The 16689-nt window shown below is 31.5% G+C and carries 18 protein-coding genes, 1 pseudogene and 1 riboswitch; of the genes and pseudogenes, 9 read left to right on the top strand and 10 right to left on the bottom strand.

Going from position 1 to position 16689, the window contains the following annotated elements:
• The 5 genes from AK212_RS05755 (at position 1) to AK212_RS05735 (ending at position 7918) form a co-directional block, all read left to right on the top strand.
• The gene (locus AK212_RS05755) at positions 1-1563 is read left to right on the top strand and encodes a peptide chain release factor 3 (protein ID WP_053029669.1); all 1563 of its coding nucleotides are present in this window, start codon (positions 1-3) and stop codon (positions 1561-1563) included.
• A gap of 128 nt (positions 1564-1691) precedes the next feature.
• Positions 1692-1798: riboswitch (yybP-ykoY riboswitch) on the top strand.
• Positions 1799-1868: 70 nt separating this feature from the next.
• Complete coding sequence (locus AK212_RS05750; RefSeq protein WP_053029667.1) at positions 1869-2663, top strand: TerC family protein; 795 nt, start codon at positions 1869-1871, stop codon at positions 2661-2663.
• 257 nt (positions 2664-2920) lie between these two features.
• Positions 2921-4837, top strand: coding sequence for a S1C family serine protease (locus AK212_RS05745; RefSeq protein ID WP_053029666.1), 1917 nt, complete (start codon positions 2921-2923; stop codon positions 4835-4837).
• An 18-nt stretch (positions 4838-4855) separates the two neighbouring features.
• Positions 4856-6214: a TrkH family potassium uptake protein gene (locus AK212_RS05740; protein ID WP_053029665.1), complete on the top strand. Its 1359-nt coding sequence runs from the start codon at positions 4856-4858 to the stop codon at positions 6212-6214.
• 192 nt (positions 6215-6406) lie between these two features.
• On the top strand, positions 6407-7918 hold the full coding sequence (locus AK212_RS05735) for a bifunctional metallophosphatase/5'-nucleotidase (protein ID WP_053029664.1): 1512 nt from the start codon (positions 6407-6409) through the stop codon (positions 7916-7918).
• An 83-nt stretch (positions 7919-8001) separates the two neighbouring features.
• Here AK212_RS05735 and AK212_RS05730 read toward each other — a convergent pair whose 3' ends face one another.
• Both AK212_RS05730 and AK212_RS12980 read right to left on the bottom strand, forming a co-directional pair.
• The gene (locus tag AK212_RS05730) at positions 8002-8604 is read right to left on the bottom strand and encodes a CPBP family glutamic-type intramembrane protease (protein WP_053029663.1); all 603 of its coding nucleotides are present in this window, start codon (positions 8602-8604) and stop codon (positions 8002-8004) included.
• A 16-nt stretch (positions 8605-8620) separates the two neighbouring features.
• Positions 8621-8797 carry a YkvS family protein gene (locus AK212_RS12980; protein WP_011276202.1) on the bottom strand — a complete coding sequence of 59 codons (177 nt, stop codon included), beginning with the start codon at positions 8795-8797 and terminating at the stop codon, positions 8621-8623.
• Between the two features lie 200 nt (positions 8798-8997).
• Between AK212_RS12980 and lplA the strand changes: the two genes are divergently transcribed.
• Positions 8998-9987 (top strand): lipoate--protein ligase, encoded by a 990-nt coding sequence (lplA, locus tag AK212_RS05725; protein WP_053029662.1) that lies wholly within the window; start codon positions 8998-9000, stop codon positions 9985-9987.
• 181 nt (positions 9988-10168) lie between these two features.
• On the opposite strand, the gene AK212_RS05720 is transcribed toward lplA, so the two are convergent.
• The 8 genes from AK212_RS05720 to AK212_RS05685 all read right to left on the bottom strand — a co-directional run bounded on the left by AK212_RS05720 (position 10169) and on the right by AK212_RS05685 (position 15495).
• On the bottom strand, positions 10169-10603 hold the full coding sequence (locus AK212_RS05720; RefSeq protein WP_154392017.1) for a hypothetical protein: 435 nt from the start codon (positions 10601-10603) through the stop codon (positions 10169-10171).
• A gap of 283 nt (positions 10604-10886) precedes the next feature.
• On the bottom strand, positions 10887-11948 hold the full coding sequence (locus AK212_RS05715) for a site-specific integrase (RefSeq protein ID WP_053029660.1): 1062 nt from the start codon (positions 11946-11948) through the stop codon (positions 10887-10889).
• A 250-nt stretch (positions 11949-12198) separates the two neighbouring features.
• Entirely contained in the window at positions 12199-13017 is an 819-nt protein-coding gene (locus AK212_RS05710) for a type II toxin-antitoxin system PemK/MazF family toxin (protein ID WP_053029659.1), read from the bottom strand.
• 3 nt (positions 13018-13020) lie between these two features.
• Positions 13021-13203, bottom strand: a complete 183-nt coding sequence (locus AK212_RS05705; RefSeq protein ID WP_053029658.1) for a hypothetical protein — start codon at positions 13201-13203, stop codon at positions 13021-13023.
• A 121-nt stretch (positions 13204-13324) separates the two neighbouring features.
• Positions 13325-13639 carry a hypothetical protein gene (locus AK212_RS05700; protein ID WP_053029657.1) on the bottom strand — a complete coding sequence of 105 codons (315 nt, stop codon included), beginning with the start codon at positions 13637-13639 and terminating at the stop codon, positions 13325-13327.
• Between the two features lie 58 nt (positions 13640-13697).
• Positions 13698-14099 (bottom strand): sporulation protein, encoded by a 402-nt coding sequence (locus AK212_RS05695; RefSeq protein WP_053029656.1) that lies wholly within the window; start codon positions 14097-14099, stop codon positions 13698-13700.
• 149 nt (positions 14100-14248) lie between these two features.
• Positions 14249-14764, bottom strand: a complete 516-nt coding sequence (locus AK212_RS05690) for a PH domain-containing protein (protein ID WP_053029655.1) — start codon at positions 14762-14764, stop codon at positions 14249-14251.
• A gap of 14 nt (positions 14765-14778) precedes the next feature.
• Positions 14779-15495 (bottom strand): XRE family transcriptional regulator, encoded by a 717-nt coding sequence (locus AK212_RS05685; protein ID WP_053029654.1) that lies wholly within the window; start codon positions 15493-15495, stop codon positions 14779-14781.
• Between AK212_RS05685 and AK212_RS12975 the strand changes: the two are divergent.
• From AK212_RS12975 to AK212_RS05675, 3 genes and pseudogenes are all read left to right on the top strand, one after another.
• A pseudogene (locus AK212_RS12975) lies at positions 15458-15617 on the top strand (transcriptional regulator); the annotation flags it as partial. The gene AK212_RS05685 and the pseudogene AK212_RS12975 overlap by 38 nt on opposite strands.
• Positions 15618-15629: 12 nt before the next feature.
• The gene (locus AK212_RS05680; RefSeq protein WP_016064915.1) at positions 15630-15899 is read left to right on the top strand and encodes an SA1804 family transcriptional regulator; all 270 of its coding nucleotides are present in this window, start codon (positions 15630-15632) and stop codon (positions 15897-15899) included.
• 15 nt (positions 15900-15914) lie between these two features.
• A complete protein-coding gene (locus AK212_RS05675; protein ID WP_053029653.1) occupies positions 15915-16658 on the top strand; it encodes a phage antirepressor KilAC domain-containing protein in 744 nt (247 codons plus the stop codon).
• Positions 16659-16689 lie beyond the last annotated feature (31 nt).

Below are 16689 nucleotides of genomic sequence, written 5' to 3'. Positions count from 1 at the left end.
ATGAGTTTAAAAGAAGAAGTTGAATCAAGAAAGACGTTCGCCATCATCTCTCACCCAGATGCTGGTAAAACGACATTGACTGAAAAGTTATTATATTTTAGTGGTGCTATAAGAGAAGCGGGTACAGTTAAAGGTAAAAAAACAGGGAAATTTGCAACAAGTGACTGGATGAAAGTCGAACAAGAACGTGGTATCTCAGTAACAAGTTCAGTTATGCAATTTGATTATGATGACTACAAAATTAATATTCTAGATACACCAGGACACGAAGACTTCTCAGAAGATACTTACCGAACATTAATGGCAGTGGATAGTGCGGTAATGGTTATTGACTGTGCCAAAGGTATTGAACCACAAACCTTGAAATTATTTAAAGTATGTAAAATGAGAGGTATTCCGATTTTTACATTTATCAATAAATTAGACCGTGTAGGTAAAGAGCCATTTGAATTATTAGATGAAATTGAAGAAACATTAAACATCGATACGTACCCTATGAATTGGCCAATTGGTATGGGGCAAAATTTCTTTGGTATTATTGACCGTGATTCAAAGTCAATCGAACCTTTTAGAGATGAAGAAAATGTCTTACACTTAAATGATGATTATGAATTACAAGAATCACATCCCATTAGTAATGACAGTGCATTTGCGCAAGCGATTGAAGAATTCATGCTCGTAGAAGAAGCGGGTGAAGACTTTGATAATGATACGCTATTGAATGGTGAACTGACACCGGTGTTCTTCGGTTCTGCTTTAGCTAACTTTGGTGTACAAAACTTCTTGAATGCCTACGTTGATTATGCACCTATGCCGAATGCACGTCAAACAAATGAAGAAGTTGAAGTAAGTCCTTTCGATGATGAATTTTCTGGATTTATCTTTAAAATACAAGCCAATATGGATCCTAAACATCGTGACAGAATTGCATTTATGCGTGTCGTAAGTGGCGCATTTGAACGTGGTATGGACGTAACTTTACAACGTACGAATAAAAAACAAAAAATCACACGTTCAACATCATTTATGGCTGACGATAAAGAAACAGTGAACCATGCCGTAGCCGGAGATATCATTGGTTTATATGACACAGGTAACTATCAAATTGGAGACACATTAGTTGGTGGTAAACAAAAATATAGTTTCCAAGACTTACCACAATTTACTCCGGAAATATTTATGAAAGTTTCAGCTAAAAACGTAATGAAACAAAAACATTTCCATAAAGGGATTGAACAACTTGTTCAAGAAGGTGCAATCCAATACTATAAAACGCTTCATACGAATCAAATTATTTTAGGTGCCGTAGGACAACTACAATTTGAAGTATTTGAACACCGTATGAAAAATGAATACAATGTTGATGTTGTAATGGAACCCGTCGGTAGAAAAATTGCGCGTTGGATTGAAAATGAAGATGATATTCAAGACAAAATGAACACATCTCGCTCAATATTAGTAAAAGATAGATATGATAATTTTGTTTTCTTATTCGAAAATGAATTTGCAACACGATGGTTCGAAGAAAAATTCCCAGAAATTAAATTGTATAGTCTTTTATAAGCATACGATTGAAAAAGAAGGGTATTAACAACGAGCTCATCTCTTTAAATTTTACAATTTATTGAACGCAAATGGTTTATTTATATGGCGTATGGTGTATAATACACTTAACAAATGAATACCTATGACAAGTTGTCAGAGGGGAGTAACTTGAGAATCATCATTACATTTGATGATTAGCACTTTATCGTCATTACGAAGTATGGACTTCCGGTAAAGTGGGCAATTATTTGCTAAGTGAGACCTTTGCTATTATTTAGCATAGGTCTCTTTATTTGTATTCAAACAAAAAGGAGCTGTCCACTATGGATCCGAGTTTAATTTTACCTTACTTGTGGGTAATTCTCGTTCTTGTATTTTTAGAAGGGCTATTAGCAGCTGATAATGCTGTTGTTATGGCCGTTATGGTTAAACATTTACCACCTGAACAACGTAAAAGAGCTTTATTTTATGGTTTACTAGGTGCATTTGTATTTCGTTTTCTTGCCTTATTCTTAATTAGTATTATTGCTAATTTCTGGTTTATTCAAGCACTGGGTGCCGCATATTTAATTTTCATGTCTATAAGAAATCTGTGGCAATTTTTCCATAAAAAACACGAAGATCAACCTGAAGGTGATGATCATCATTTTGACGATGATGGTGTTGAAAAGAAAGTCGGACCAATGCAATTCTGGGGTACTGTGTTAAAAGTTGAATTTGCAGATATCGCTTTTGCTATTGATTCTATGTTAGCTGCCATGGCTATTGCTGTTACATTACCAACAGTTGGCATTCATTTTGGTGGCATGGACTTAGGTCAATTCTCAGTTATGTTTATTGGTGGCATGATCGGTGTTATTTTAATGCGTTTTGCTGCTACATGGTTTGTTGACTTATTAAACAAATACCCTGGCTTAGAAGGTGCTGCCTTTGCAATTGTAGGATGGGTAGGTATTAAATTAGTTGTCATTGTACTTGCACATGAAGACATCGGTATTTTACCTGAACACTTCCCTCATAGTACATTATGGCAAGCTATTTTCTGGACAGTTATGATTCTATTAGTTGTTATCGGTTGGTTAACATCAGTACGTAGTAACAAAAAGAAAACTAAATAATTTGGCTTAAACGCTTCATTCGAGTCTTTTAAATTTGATGAGAACCATTAAATTTAAAAGGCTTTTTTATTTTTTATAGAATGATATATATAAATGGTAAGAAAAATTCAGATTTAAACCTTCAATTATTGCCAATTGGCAATAATGATATTAAACTTTAATTAATGTATAAATAAATTAAACAAAACCACAACCATATAAACATAATGCAACGTTACCATAATAGATTGTGAGTGAATCGATAGGAGTGGACACCTTTGGATAATGATAAAAAACACGTAATACCACGTGAACAATATCGTCGAAAACGACACGAGTATTTTCATAACGAAGAGCGTGAAGAACGATTAGCACGTGAGAAAGCACAGCGTGAAAGACTTGCACAAAAAGAGCAAGAACAAGCAAAAGTTAATGAAGAACGTGTTAAAGATAACATGCGAAAAGCAAGAATTGAGAAATTGACGCAAGAAGAAATTCAGCAACAGCAACATTTAGCCAAATTACGTTCTGAAAATGAATCCGATTATGTGGTAGATGAAAAAGAGCATCATTTAACATTGCCTGAAGAGCAACAACTTAAAAATGAGGACAAAGAAAATAAACCGATAGCATCAAAATCTAAAGTTGAAACAGGTAATAAGACTAATGAGGATGAAAATGAGCTATCTTCAAATCAAAGTGATATAGAACCTAAGTATAGTAGATTAGAAAAGAATAAAGGCAAAACTCAGCATGCGAGCGTTAGTAAACAAGATGCGCATCAACGTGATGATATTAGCACATACAAAGGAGAAAAAGGTACCTCAGAAGCTAATACTACGTCTGATTTAGAAACGCATGATAGTGAAATGATAGAATCACAAGATTTAAAGACGAATGAGCATCATGCTTCAAAACAGGTATCCACATCTCATCAAGATCATAAAGATGATGAAGGTGCAGCGCATGGTAATACAACACGTCATAATTCAAATCAAACGAATCATGAAGAAGTAAGTGAGCATGCACACGATAAGTCTAATCATAATGATATGATGGACAAAGTAAAATCATTCTTAACATTACACTGGCTTAAAATTGTTATCGTAGTTGCAATCATATTAATTGTCATATTGATTAGTGCAATTATTTCAACAATTAACCAAAACAGTAGTGTTGAACAAAGTAGTCATCAAAATACAAAATACACAACAACAATGAAAAATGCAGATACCGCTGTAAAATCAGTGGTAACAGTTGAGAACGACACACCTAAGAATCCAACAACACAAACAACTGATAAAACAAATATAAATACAAATTCAAATAACGAAGTTGGTTCAGGTGTCGTCTACAAAGCTGTAGGCGATACCTTTTTTATTTTAACGAATACACATATAGTCGGTAATAACGATAAGGTTAACATTACATATGATGATAATAAGGCAGCTACAGCTACAGTAGTTGGCAAAGATATGTGGTCAGATATTGCAGTGCTTAAAGCAATGATCAATAACAAAAATGTTCAACCTATTAAAATCGGTCGTTCAAATCAATTGAAGTTAGGTGAAAGCATCTTAGTTGTGGGTAATCCGTTAGGCAATGATTTTAAAAACACAGTAACAAAAGGTATTGTTTCTGGATTAAACAGAACAGTACCGGTCGATTTCGATAAAGATAATAAAAATGATGAACTGATTAATACGTTTCAAATAGATGCTTCGGTAAATCCTGGTAATTCAGGAGGTGCTGTCGTTAATCAAGATGGGGAACTCGTAGGTGTAGTATCACTGAAAATAAACATGCCGAATATTGAAGGTATGGGATTTGCTATTCCAATAGATGATGCACGTGCAATTGCTTCAGAACTAGAGAAAAAAGGTGAAATTCAATATCCTAATACTGGTATTGGCATTAAAAATGTTTCAGAGTTATTACCATATGAAAGAGTATTATTTAAAGTCCCTGAAGATGTTCAAAGCGGAATTGTAGTAGAAAAATTGAAAGATGATGGATTAGGTAAAAAATCAGGTTTAAAAATTGGTGATGTAGTTGTAGAATTAGATAGTAAATCAATTCAAAATAATTTACAGTATAGACAAACTATTTTTAGCCATAGACAAGATTTAAAAACATTGTCGGCTAAAATTTATAGAGAAGGTAAGTCTCAAGAGATAAAAATAAAATTGAAATAACGTTGAGGTGACAAATGCGTGTCTATTTTTAGTAAGTTACTTAAAAAATCTAGTCCTCAACAGGGGATAGTTTTATATTATTTGATAGCCATAGTTGTCGCTTTCTTATTACTAAATCTCCCTTTTGTGCACAAACAAGGTGTAGATGTTAGTCCAATTGATACACTGTTCGTAGCTGTATCAGGGATTAGTGTAACTGGACTGTCTCCCGTGAACATTGTAGATACATACTCAACATTTGGCCAAATTATTATACTAATCATCTTAAATATAGGCGGTATTGGTGTCATGGCGATTGGTACAGTGTTGTGGGTCGTATTAGGCAAACATATAGGTATCCGTGAACGCCAATTGATCATGTTAGACAATAATAAGGATACTATGAGTGGAACTGTAAAGTTAATTTTAGAGATTATTAAAACAATCTTAACTATTGAATTTATTGGTGCATTGCTATTAGCATTTTACTTCTATAGAGATAATCCTGATTTGAAAAATGCGCTCATGCAAGGATTATTTGTTTCAGTATCCGCTACTACAAACGGTGGATTAGACATTACAGGTCAATCCTTAATCCCGTATGCTAAAGATTATTTTGTACAAACGATAGTTATGTTTCTCATTGTATTAGGTTCAATAGGTTTTCCTGTATTATTAGAAATTAGAGCCTATGTTAGAAACAGAGTTAGTCATTTTAGATTTTCATTATTTACCAAAATCACGACTTGTACATATTTATTTCTATTTATCTTTGGCGTCTTAGCTATTTTAGCTTTAGAACATCATCATGCTTTCAAAGGTTTAAGTTGGCATCAATCATTATTTTACGCACTATTTCAATCTGCAACAACACGTAGTGCAGGATTACAAACCATTGATGTTACAAACTTTAGTGATGCAACGAACGTTATCATGAGTATTTTAATGTTTATAGGCTCATCGCCAAGTTCAGTTGGTGGTGGTATACGTACAACAACATTCGCGATACTCATTCTCTTTGTCATTAACTTTAATAATAATACTGAAAAGACAGCGATAAAAGTCTTCAATAGAGAAATACATGTGGTTGATATTCAACGTTCATTTGCAGTTTTTACGATGGCATCAATTTTAACATTTGTAAGTATGGTTATTATTCTTGCAACAGAAAAGACTAATTTATCATTTCTACAAGTATTTTTTGAAGTCATGTCAGCATTTGGAACATGTGGTTTATCTTTAGGTGTGACAGATGATATTAGCGGTCTTACGAAAGTAATACTGATGATCTTAATGTTCATTGGTCGTGTTGGTTTAATATCATTTATTATTATGATAGCTGGACGTAAAGAACCTGATAAATACCATTATCCTAAAGAACGTGTACAAATTGGCTAAGTTTAAGATATTAAGTTGAATAGTTAAATCATTTAAAACGTTATGGTATTAATTTGAATAAGACATATATCTATAGCAAGCTGGGATAGAACGAATTCAAGATAATTTGTTCTGTCCCAGTTTTTGGTTAGAAATAAATAGCACCCGTAGTTTAATAAATGTTAAACTATCTTTAAATAAGGGGTGTGTAAATTGGAGAAAAATGAACATATAAATATAGATATCTTAGCAACTTCAGATATGCATAGTCATTTTATGAACGGAGACTTTGGTTCAAATATCTATCGTGCAGGAACTTACGTTAAAAATGTGAGAGATAATAATGATAAAGTCATTTTATTAGATAGTGGAGGCAGTATTGCTGGCTCGATGGCTGCGCATTATTATGCAGTTGTGGCGCCATACAAACGTCATCCAATGATTAAATTGATGAATGCGATGCAGTATGATGCTAGCGGTGTAAGCCCAGACGATTTCAAATTTGGTTTATCATTTCTAACAAAAGCTGTTTCACTATCTCGATTTCAATGGTTATCTGCAAATATAGAGTTTGCGCTCACAAAAGAGCCATACTTCTCAACGCCTTATATCATCAAAGAGTATGATAATGTTAGACTCGCGATTGTTGGCTTAACTGCTGATGGGCTCATGAAAAATGAATTTGCTGAAATGGAGAAAGCTGTCAGTATTGAAAAAGCTTTACTATCTGCAAAACGATGGATTAGATATATTCATGAAAGTGAACATCCTGACTTTTTAATCGTGATATATCATGGAGGCCTCTATAAAATCAATCAAACCAATACAAGACATAGTAAAGGGTCGCATGAAGCGGAAAAAATTATGAAAGAAATTGGTGTCATCGATTTGATGATCACTGCACACCAACACCAAACCATTATTGGAAATGACTTTGAAACTGTATATGTTCAAGCAGGACAGAATGCACAAGAGTTGGTACACGTGAAGATTAAATTTAAAAAACGCACTAATTCTTTTGAAAAAGAAGACATTCAATCTACTGTAATCAATTTAAGTGAATATCCAGAAGATCAATCATTACTCGAAACAACGTATTATGATCGAAAAGCACTAGAACATTGGTCTAAGGAAATCGTTTCTAATAATAAAGTTAATTTAGACGTTAATGGATTAGAAGATTTGTTAAGTAAACCACACCCATTTACCCAATTATTACATGACAGTCTACATTTGGCTTTTGACAATGAAATTACGTGTGCTAATGTGCCTAAAAATGGTGAAAAGGGATTAAAAGGTATTGTTACGAATGAAGATGTATATAACGCTTATCCACATCCAGATAAAGCAATAGATATCACTTTAAAGGGTCATCAAATTAAAAAGATGATTGAATATACGTACTCTTATATTCAATTTGAACACAAACAATTAAGTATGACAATTATTGATGAAACACGATGTACGATGTGGCAAGGATTCGATTATATCGTGGATATGTCTGCACCACGCTTTAACAGGGTGACATTAAAGGGTCTTGAATTAGATAAACACTATAGAGTAACGATGACAGATTATTGCTATAGAAATTACCGTCAATATTTAGAGTCTGAATCAACATTGCATTCTACATGTGATCAACCAATGAGCACACTTATAGCTACAAGACTCAATCAATCTGATGTCAATCTAAATGTTGATGCTAACTTTATAGTTAAATATTAAATCAGCTCTATATAATAAAACGTTGCTGAAACGCAAATGACTACAAAAAAACTTTTCTTAGCTCAAACACTAAGAAAAGTTTTTTATCCATGAAATATTAATAGTAATATAATTGCAACAATTTGTCCTAAAGATGTTGTTACGATGCGACGTGTATATTGATAACTCAATGATAAAAGAAGTTGAGCTACGAAAATAAACGCCACGATCCACCATTTGTCTAAATAGATAAATAATGAACTAGAACATAATGCAGTTATTAATATGATTAACCAAGTAGGTAATTTAAAACGCGTTAATTCTTTTTGTAAAATCGTTCTCATATATAACTCATGACAAGGTATAACAAAAATTAATGTTACTAACATTTGCCATTTGAAATAAACACCTGTTCTTGATAACTCTTTAATGAGTTCTGCATAAGTAATTTGTGGAGATAGCAATGAAAAGATTAATTGTATAATAACCAATACAATACCCGTAACAATACCAACGCCAATAGAAGTTAATAAGCGTTTAGATTCAATGTCTCGTTGGTAAAATACATAACTAATACCTGCAATTAACATAATACCGGTATATAAATACCAATATTCTTGATGTTCTCCCCACATTACAAATAAAATCAAATGGAATACAATGAAACTTGCTATAAACCAAATTAAAGCTTTTGATATATTTTTCATTTTAATGTATACCTTCTTATTCAACGATAGTATATCGTTTATGATTAATAACCGTTTTCTCAGGTAAGTCTAATTCATTGAAGTTATCCATAATTGTTAAGTCTACAATAACTGAATTGTCATTAATTTTCTCAACACGGCCTCTTAAACCGTCATAAAATTCTACGATATTTCCTACTTCTGCAACAGTCATACCGAGTCCTCCTAAAATCATAGCTAGACTATATTGTACTAAAAATTACCATAATAATAAACAAATATATGCTAAAATTGGCAAATAATATTTTAATTATGAAAATAATGTCAAATTTGAGTAAATGATTGGCAAAATAAATAAATTTAAGGCATAACTTAATTAAGGGCATATACGAGTGAGACAAAGGAGAGATAAAGATGAAATTTGTAAGTAATAATAATATTACAGATCCTACAATGAATCTTGCTATGGAAGAATATGTGTTAAAACACTTACCTTCAGACGATAGTTACTTTTTATTTTATGTAAATGGTCCGTCAATTATTGTTGGAAAAAATCAAAACACTATAGAAGAAGTAAATAAACAGTATGTGGATGAGCATAATATTCATGTTGTGCGTCGTATTTCAGGTGGAGGTGCTGTATATCACGATCAAGGTAATTTAAACTTTAGTTTTATTACAGACGATGATGGTAATAGCTTCCATAATTTCAAAAAATTTACAGAGCCAATTGTACAAGCACTTCAATCAATGGGCGTAGATGCAGAAATGACGGGACGTAATGATATTCAAGTTGGACAAGCTAAAATTTCAGGAAATGCGATGGTTAAAGTTAAAGACAGAATGTTTAGTCATGGCACATTAATGTTAAATAGTGACTTGGGAGAAGTACAAAACGCATTAAAAGTTAACCCTAAAAAAATTCAATCTAAGGGTGTTAAGTCGGTACGTAAGCGTGTCGCAAATATTGATGAATTCTTAGAAGAATCAATCTCTATTGATGACTTTAAACAAATCATCTTGAAAACAATCTTCGGTGAACATGAAGTCGAAGAATATAAATTAACTGATGAAGATTGGAAGAATATTGAAGCGTTAAGTAACGAGAAATATCGCACATGGGAATGGAATTATGGTCGAAATCCTAAATACAATTTTGAACGCGATGAAAAATTTGAAAAAGGATTTGTACAAATTAAGTTTGATGTGAAAAAAGGTAAAATTGAACATGCTAGAATCTTCGGTGACTTCTTTGGTGAAGGCGATGTTACAGAGTTAGAAGAAGCACTTATAGGCGTCTTACATGACTATAATCATATTAAAGAAGCGATGGAAGAATTTGATTTCTATCATTATTTCGGCGCTATTGAAAAAGAAGATATCTTAAAATTAATGTCTTATTAAAATGGTATAAATACTAAGTCGAAAAGCACAAAGATTTAAATGTACTGAACTACTAAAGTTAAAATTAACTTGGTAGGTTAGACGATTAAATATCTTTGTGCTTTTTATGTTATAAATTTGTATTATAAAATGGGAGGACATTTTACTACATTAATAGTACCTATTTTATTTTTATTATTCATTAGGCCCCGCTTGAGTAGGTTCTTGCAATCCATAAGGAGAGTTTTTTACTTAATTCTCGCATTCTTTCTATTTCTTCATCAGTGGGATTGTTAAAATCTATACCTTCATTTAATGCTTGCTCTCTTGCACTATTTACAGGTTGCTGAAATTGTTGGCTATTTTGAAAATTTTCGGATTGATTGTTTTGTTGTGTATTAACTTCATGCTGATTGCTTTGGACATTATGTTGTTGAGTTTGAAAATGCTCTTGAGTATTTGCTTGTTGAGTTTGTGATTGTTCTTGGCTGTATTGCTTCTCTTCATTTGAAGCTGCTTCTTTCTTTTGATCTTTTGATTTCTCTTTCTTTTTAATAGGCTCATTTGACTTTTTACTAGAACTTGATTCTGTTTTTTTTATTAGCATCATCTTTATTTGATGAATCGTTGTTGCCACATGCACCTAATATTAATAAACTACTAAATAATAAAACAAAAACCTTTTTCATTATGAAACTCCTTTATTGATAAAAATGTAGCAATTTATAAATTTAACAAGTATAATGAGCAATTTTTTCATTAATCCAATTTTTGTAGAACCTTAATTTTGATGAAGATCACTTAAAAAATAGAAAAAACCCTCCGATTTACGGAGGGTTTTAAATGACGGAAACGGAGGGATTGTCTGTTACCTTTAAACAAGGGGTTTCAAGCACTTCGTTGTCGACTTGTTGTCGGTTTTAGAAAAAAGAGAGTTTTGAATCTAACATTTCATCTTCTTGTGATTTCATCTCATCAAGTAAGTGGCTATATACTCGCCATGTAATTTCTATGTTTGCATGGCCCAATCTCTTACTAACATATTGTATACTAAAACCATGACCTAATAACATTGAAGCGTGTGTGTGTCTTAGAGAGTGAAGTCCATAATCGCTTTTCAATTCGTTTTTGGCCAATATGTTTCTCATAGCAGTAGTTACTGCTTTATTAGTAATGAGTGAAATACCAGTATTAAATATATAACCGTCTTTATGAAGTGGTTTAGAACTTATCACATCTATGATATGTTTCATATCTTTAGAAGTAATCGCTACGTGACGGTCAGCTGATTTAGTCTTAGTTCCTCTCAAGTGGATAGTATTTTGACTTTTATTTATATCCACTCTTTTGAGTTTCTGAACTTCACTAAATCTAGCACCAGTTGCTATCAATATATAAATTGCTAGATAAGATAAATGTGATTTAGTAGATGCGGTTTGTTTTAATAATTGGTAGTCTTTTAAAGATAAATACTTTTGCTTTTCACTCATTGCTGCTTTTTTCTCATAGATTGGTGCATTCCACGTAGGGTCTTTATAAATAAGTCTTTCATTTAATGCGTCTTTAAAAGCTTGAGAGAAACAATTATTTAATTTTTTTACGCTTTCTTTTGTTCTACCTTCTTTTCTACCACCAATAAATTGACCTTCAGCATATTCTTTAAGCATTTCTCTGTAACCTAATTGACTGACATCTTTAATGAGAATAGAACCAAACTTTTCCTCAAACACATTTAAAGCACTATAATATCTGTTTAGTGTGGATTGAGATACTCTATCTACTTTATTTACTTTAATCCATCTTTCAAAGTATTCTATAAAGGTTATATCGTTTGCTAATTGACCACCTTTACTTAGATCAATGTATAACTCTCTTTCAGCTTGTATAGCGTCTTTTTTAGTTCTAAACCCTCTTTTTCTGTATCGTTTTCCTTCATATTGGAAATCGTAAGTCCAAGTGCCTTTAATCTTTTTAACGGACATAAAATCCATCCTTTCTAAAATATTTCCGTTTTAGTTGTGGGGTTTCACCTCCTTTAAAGAACGTATGTTCGACTAAATGATTAAAAAATAATAAGGGTAGGTGGACTACCTGTAATATTGCATAAAAAAAGACCAGATGAATTAACATCTGGTCACCGGAATTTCACCGGGAATGAGCTACTTATTAAAGTAGAAAGCGGGATTTCACCGCGAATTATTAATATAAATATACCAGATGTTACCCTTAATTTCAACTTTTTATGAATCTGATTATTATTTGTTTCTCAATTTTCTTTAAATCATCAGTGCTAATTCTGATTTTTCCTGTAGGATCTTCACTGTTTATTTTTTGAATTCTTTTTTTACTTATTGTAGTTATTGCAGAAACATTTGCAAAAGATTGTTTGTTTTTATGTCTATTGAAAACTTTCCGTACAAGTTTAATATTTTCTGCTTTCTTTTTCATTTTAGATATTTTTTCTTTGAAATTATCAGCTTCTTCTTTTATCAAATTTTCAATTTCTTCATATTGCTTATCTATATGTTCTTCCGTTAAATAACCATATTTAAATAGTAAGGCGCTTCTCTCCGCTTTGGATTTTATATAAGATTCGTGTTTATCCATTATTAGATTAGCAAAATCACCAATTTTATCAGCTTCATCAGTTAATTTCTTAACTTTCTTATTCAATTCATCTATAGTAATATCAAAAATAGAAGAGGTTAGTTGTTTATAATGAGTTGATTTTTTTGAAGATAAAGGTACTACTGTGAGAGTGCTTTTCTTGGGGTTATCTTTTTTATCCATGACGATACAGAAATGATTGCCAGAAAATTCATTACCAATATTGCTGCCTAAGTTTACATAAATGATAGTGCCTCTTTTGTACGTTGAATATAATTTATAGTTGTTTTTGTTTTCTTCTAGTAATTGAGTTGTATAAAAATCTAACCACTCAGGCAAATACTTAATTTTCCTATTTTCTATATTTGCATCATTGTAAATATCAATCAATTTTGTTGTGATGTTTAAAAAGGATTTATAAACTTTTTCATTATTATTCTCCATCCCTCAACCTCCTTTGTTTAAATAATCTTCGTCTTCATCTACTTTACTTTCAATAATTTTAAGCACCTTTCTTACTTTATAAGATGTGATATCTTTAGGTAAAGAATAGGTGAAGTAATTATTTTTATTCGTTTTCACTTCGTAAACAATTTCACTTGATTTTATTTTGCAGTTTAAAATTATCAATTCTAGTCTCCTTAAAATAGATAAATTCAATACACCTCATACAATTTAAATACTCCCAATGACTTCAATGTAATAGCGTAATTGCCATAATGAATAAGGGTAAACCTGCTACCCTGAAATATTAATCTTCGTACGCTTCGTCAACAAGTGCGTTATATTCTTTAAGTAAAGCGTTATATTTGGACTGAGAAACACTATTTGATACTTTTGATTTACTTTCTGGTTTGTTTATCATTGTATTATAGTCATCTACTAAAGAGTTATATTGTTGAGCCGTATACGTACGGCTCTGTTTTTTACTAGATTGATTTTCTGAATCCTTATTTCTCTTCGAAGCGTTCGACTTCTTATTATCTTTATTCGAGTTATCCCCAACTTGTCCACATGCTCCTAAAATTAATGTGCTTGCGAAAATTAATGCTAAGAATTTTTTCATAATATATATCCCCTTTGGTTTGTTTTTAATAATAAGATTTTATAAAAACATTAATTTCTTATTTGAAAACAATTTTATCTTCATCATAAGCATCAACTGAATAACCTACATATGCATGTGTTTTTAATATTAAATGTTTTGGTTCGCTTTTAAATTCATATTCATAAATATTAAATTTGAATTCTTCTGTTATTGTTTGGTGTTCTTTTAATTCAACATTTGTGTGTAATGTAAATGTTTGTAATTCATTTTCTAAAACAGGAAATTGACTATTTTTATCAGGATTTTCATATCTTTCTACTAAAGTTAATGAAATTTTGTTAATAGTTTGAACAGAACTACCACCCTCTATTCTTACAATTCCTTCCAAAGTATCATTACTATGAATACTTTTGTTTTTTACTAAAGTTTCAACCTTCACAGAGTTTATTCCAATAGAAGCAAGAATGTTTTCAAACATAGAATCAAATCCTTTCTGATTAAATATTTTAATTAAACAATTACCATAACACTAATCCACTCTATGCAATTTAAAAACCCTCAACGGTTCAAACGTAATAGAGTAATCGCCGTAGTGAGTGGCTAAGGGTAGTGGACTACCCTAGGAAATTATAAATTTAACAGTTGTTTCTTTTTAGTCTCAAACTCGTCTTGAGTTATAGCACCGATATCTAATAATTCTTTTAACATTTTTATTTTTTTAAACGATTCTAAGTCGTCATTGGAAGTATTGTGTTCCGATTCTAATACATTTTGAGTACCTTTTTCTTTACCATCTATCTTTTTGTTTACATATTCAATAAAATCATCTAATTCATCATCGTTAATCCATTTGATAGAAACTTTATTTCCACTTGAATAAAAAGTAACTATATTACCCATTATTTTTTTACTTAATTCAAAAGTACTTATCTTATTGTAATGAAAAATTTCTGAATCATAGCCACTTAATCTTTTAGCACAAAAAATTATTCTTTCCTCAGTTGCTGCTAAAACGCCATTTTTAACTGTATCATTTCCTAATGATTTTGTTTCATAAGCACCAAAAATAGCATGAGCTATTTCCTCATTCTCATGTAAAAAAGAGTTTTTAATCAATTCTAAATTTTTCTTTTTGTTAGCCATAATGTTATTTCCTCCTATAAAATTACTTTTCCAATCAATCTAACACCTTCATTTTCATAAAAGTGTAAGTCACGATAATCTTTATTCAATGAAACAAGCGTCAATCTATCTTCTCCTACATGTACTTTCTTAACATATGCCTCACCATTAATTATGAATACGCCGATTTGACCATTCTTAATGTTATTAGATTTCTCTACAAAGATAATTTCTTTATCACTAAACATCGGTTCCATCGAATTACCGTTAACTTGTAATGCTAAATCATGTGGAGGAACGTAACCTTTAACTGAAACTTTGAATTTAGGTTCATCAAAGATCTGTTCACCAGTACCAGCAGAAACATAACCATTAACGTCAGTTAATGTTGTGTTTTCGTTTTTGTATGTATCTAGGTCGATTACGTTATCATCAGTAGAGTTTTGCAGTTCTAATTGATGGTTAGCAAAATCTAAGACGTTGTGTTGGCGCGGAGGTGTGAGCTGATTGTACACAGTTGTGATGTCGTTGTCTTCTTTATAAGTAGTATCAATATCACTTTTAACAATCCCGAAGACATCAGCAATTTTTTGAATCACACCATGCGAAGGGTTAGAACGTAAATTTAAATAGTCACTTAATGTAGATGGTTTAATATCAATTAATTCTGCTAGTTGTTTTTGAGTCATTTCAGTTTCTTTTAAATACTTTCTTATATTATTAGCGATTATTTTGTTTCGTTCTTTATTCATAGGTTATTACCTCCTTATTTCGTATTATACGAATTTTTCATATCAAAGTAAAGTTTTTTACGAAAAAAACGTATTTTATGTTGACAGTACGAAAAATTCGTATTATATTAGGATTACCGAAAGGCGGTGAGCAAATGAAAACATTAAAAGAGTTGAGAACTGATTACGGATTAACTCAAGAGGAGTTGGGAGATTTATTTAAAGTCTCATCACGTACTATTCAAAATATGGAAAAAGATTCTACTAACATAAAAGATAGTCTGCTTTCTAAATATATGAACGCTTTTAATGTTAAATACGATGATATTTTTTTAGGTAACGAATACGAAAATTTCGTATTCATGAATGATAAAAAGAAATCAATCATTTTAGCATTTAAAGAAAAAGAACATCAAACAACTTAATAAGGAGGAAAATAAATGCAAGATTTACAAAACAAACCGAACATTGGAGAAATGTTCAATATTCAAGAAAAAGAAAATGGAGAAATCGCAATAAGTGGCCGAGAGCTACATCAAGCATTAGACGTTAAGACTGAATACAAAAAATGGTTTAGCAGAATGTCTGACTACGGTTTTGAAGAAAATATCGATTTTACAAGGGTGACCCAAAAATGTCTTACCCAAGGCGGTTATCAAAATATGACTGACCACGCGCTTACATTAGACACTGCAAAAGAAATCGCAATGATTCAACGTAGTGAACCAGGTAAACGTGCAAGACAATACTTCATTCAAGTAGAGAAAGCATGGAACAGTCCAGAAATGATTATGAAACGTGCATTGAAGATGGCTAATAACACAATTAACCAACTAGAAACTCAAATTGAAAGAGACAAACCAAAAGTGATGTTTGCAGACGCAGTAGATACAAGCACAAGTTCAATACTTGTAGGAGAACTTGCTAAATTGATTAGTCAAAACGGTGTGAAGATAGGACAAAATAGATTATTCCAGTGGTTAAGAGACAATGGTTATCTAATTAAGAAGCAAGGTGAGGCTTATAACTTACCAACTCAAAGAAGCATGGATTTAAAAATCATGGACATCAAAAAGAGAACTCAAAATAATCCAGATGGCTCAATCAGAGTTACTCGTACAACTAAGATTACTGGCAAAGGTCAACAATACTTTATTAATAAATTTTTAACAGAAGAACTTTAACACCCACAATCGAACAAACAACTTAAAGGAG

The sequence above is a fragment of the Staphylococcus borealis genome (genome assembly GCF_001224225.1).
GTDB classification, from domain to species: domain Bacteria; phylum Bacillota; class Bacilli; order Staphylococcales; family Staphylococcaceae; genus Staphylococcus; species Staphylococcus borealis.
The sequence above is the reverse complement of the archived record's forward strand: the minus strand, read 5'-3'. Positions and strand labels throughout refer to the sequence as shown.

Excerpts from the sequence above, each read along its gene's own strand:
- AK212_RS05755 (WP_053029669.1), top strand. The coding sequence starts at position 1 with ATGAGTTTAAAAGAAGAAGTTGAATCAAGAAAGACGTTCGCCATCATC.
- AK212_RS05750 (WP_053029667.1), top strand. The coding sequence starts at position 1,869 with ATGGATCCGAGTTTAATTTTACCTTACTTGTGGGTAATTCTCGTTCTT.
- AK212_RS05730 (WP_053029663.1), bottom strand. The coding sequence starts at position 8,604 with ATGAAAAATATATCAAAAGCTTTAATTTGGTTTATAGCAAGTTTCATT.
- AK212_RS12980 (WP_011276202.1), bottom strand. The coding sequence starts at position 8,797 with ATGACTGTTGCAGAAGTAGGAAATATCGTAGAATTTTATGACGGTTTA.
- lplA (WP_053029662.1), top strand. The coding sequence starts at position 8,998 with ATGAAATTTGTAAGTAATAATAATATTACAGATCCTACAATGAATCTT.
- AK212_RS05715 (WP_053029660.1), bottom strand. The coding sequence starts at position 11,948 with ATGTCCGTTAAAAAGATTAAAGGCACTTGGACTTACGATTTCCAATAT.
- AK212_RS05710 (WP_053029659.1), bottom strand. The coding sequence starts at position 13,017 with ATGGAGAATAATAATGAAAAAGTTTATAAATCCTTTTTAAACATCACA.
- AK212_RS05700 (WP_053029657.1), bottom strand. The coding sequence starts at position 13,639 with ATGAAAAAATTCTTAGCATTAATTTTCGCAAGCACATTAATTTTAGGA.
- AK212_RS05695 (WP_053029656.1), bottom strand. The coding sequence starts at position 14,099 with ATGTTTGAAAACATTCTTGCTTCTATTGGAATAAACTCTGTGAAGGTT.
- AK212_RS05690 (WP_053029655.1), bottom strand. The coding sequence starts at position 14,764 with ATGGCTAACAAAAAGAAAAATTTAGAATTGATTAAAAACTCTTTTTTA.
- AK212_RS05685 (WP_053029654.1), bottom strand. The coding sequence starts at position 15,495 with ATGAATAAAGAACGAAACAAAATAATCGCTAATAATATAAGAAAGTAT.
- AK212_RS05680 (WP_016064915.1), top strand. The coding sequence starts at position 15,630 with ATGAAAACATTAAAAGAGTTGAGAACTGATTACGGATTAACTCAAGAG.
- AK212_RS05675 (WP_053029653.1), top strand. The coding sequence starts at position 15,915 with ATGCAAGATTTACAAAACAAACCGAACATTGGAGAAATGTTCAATATT.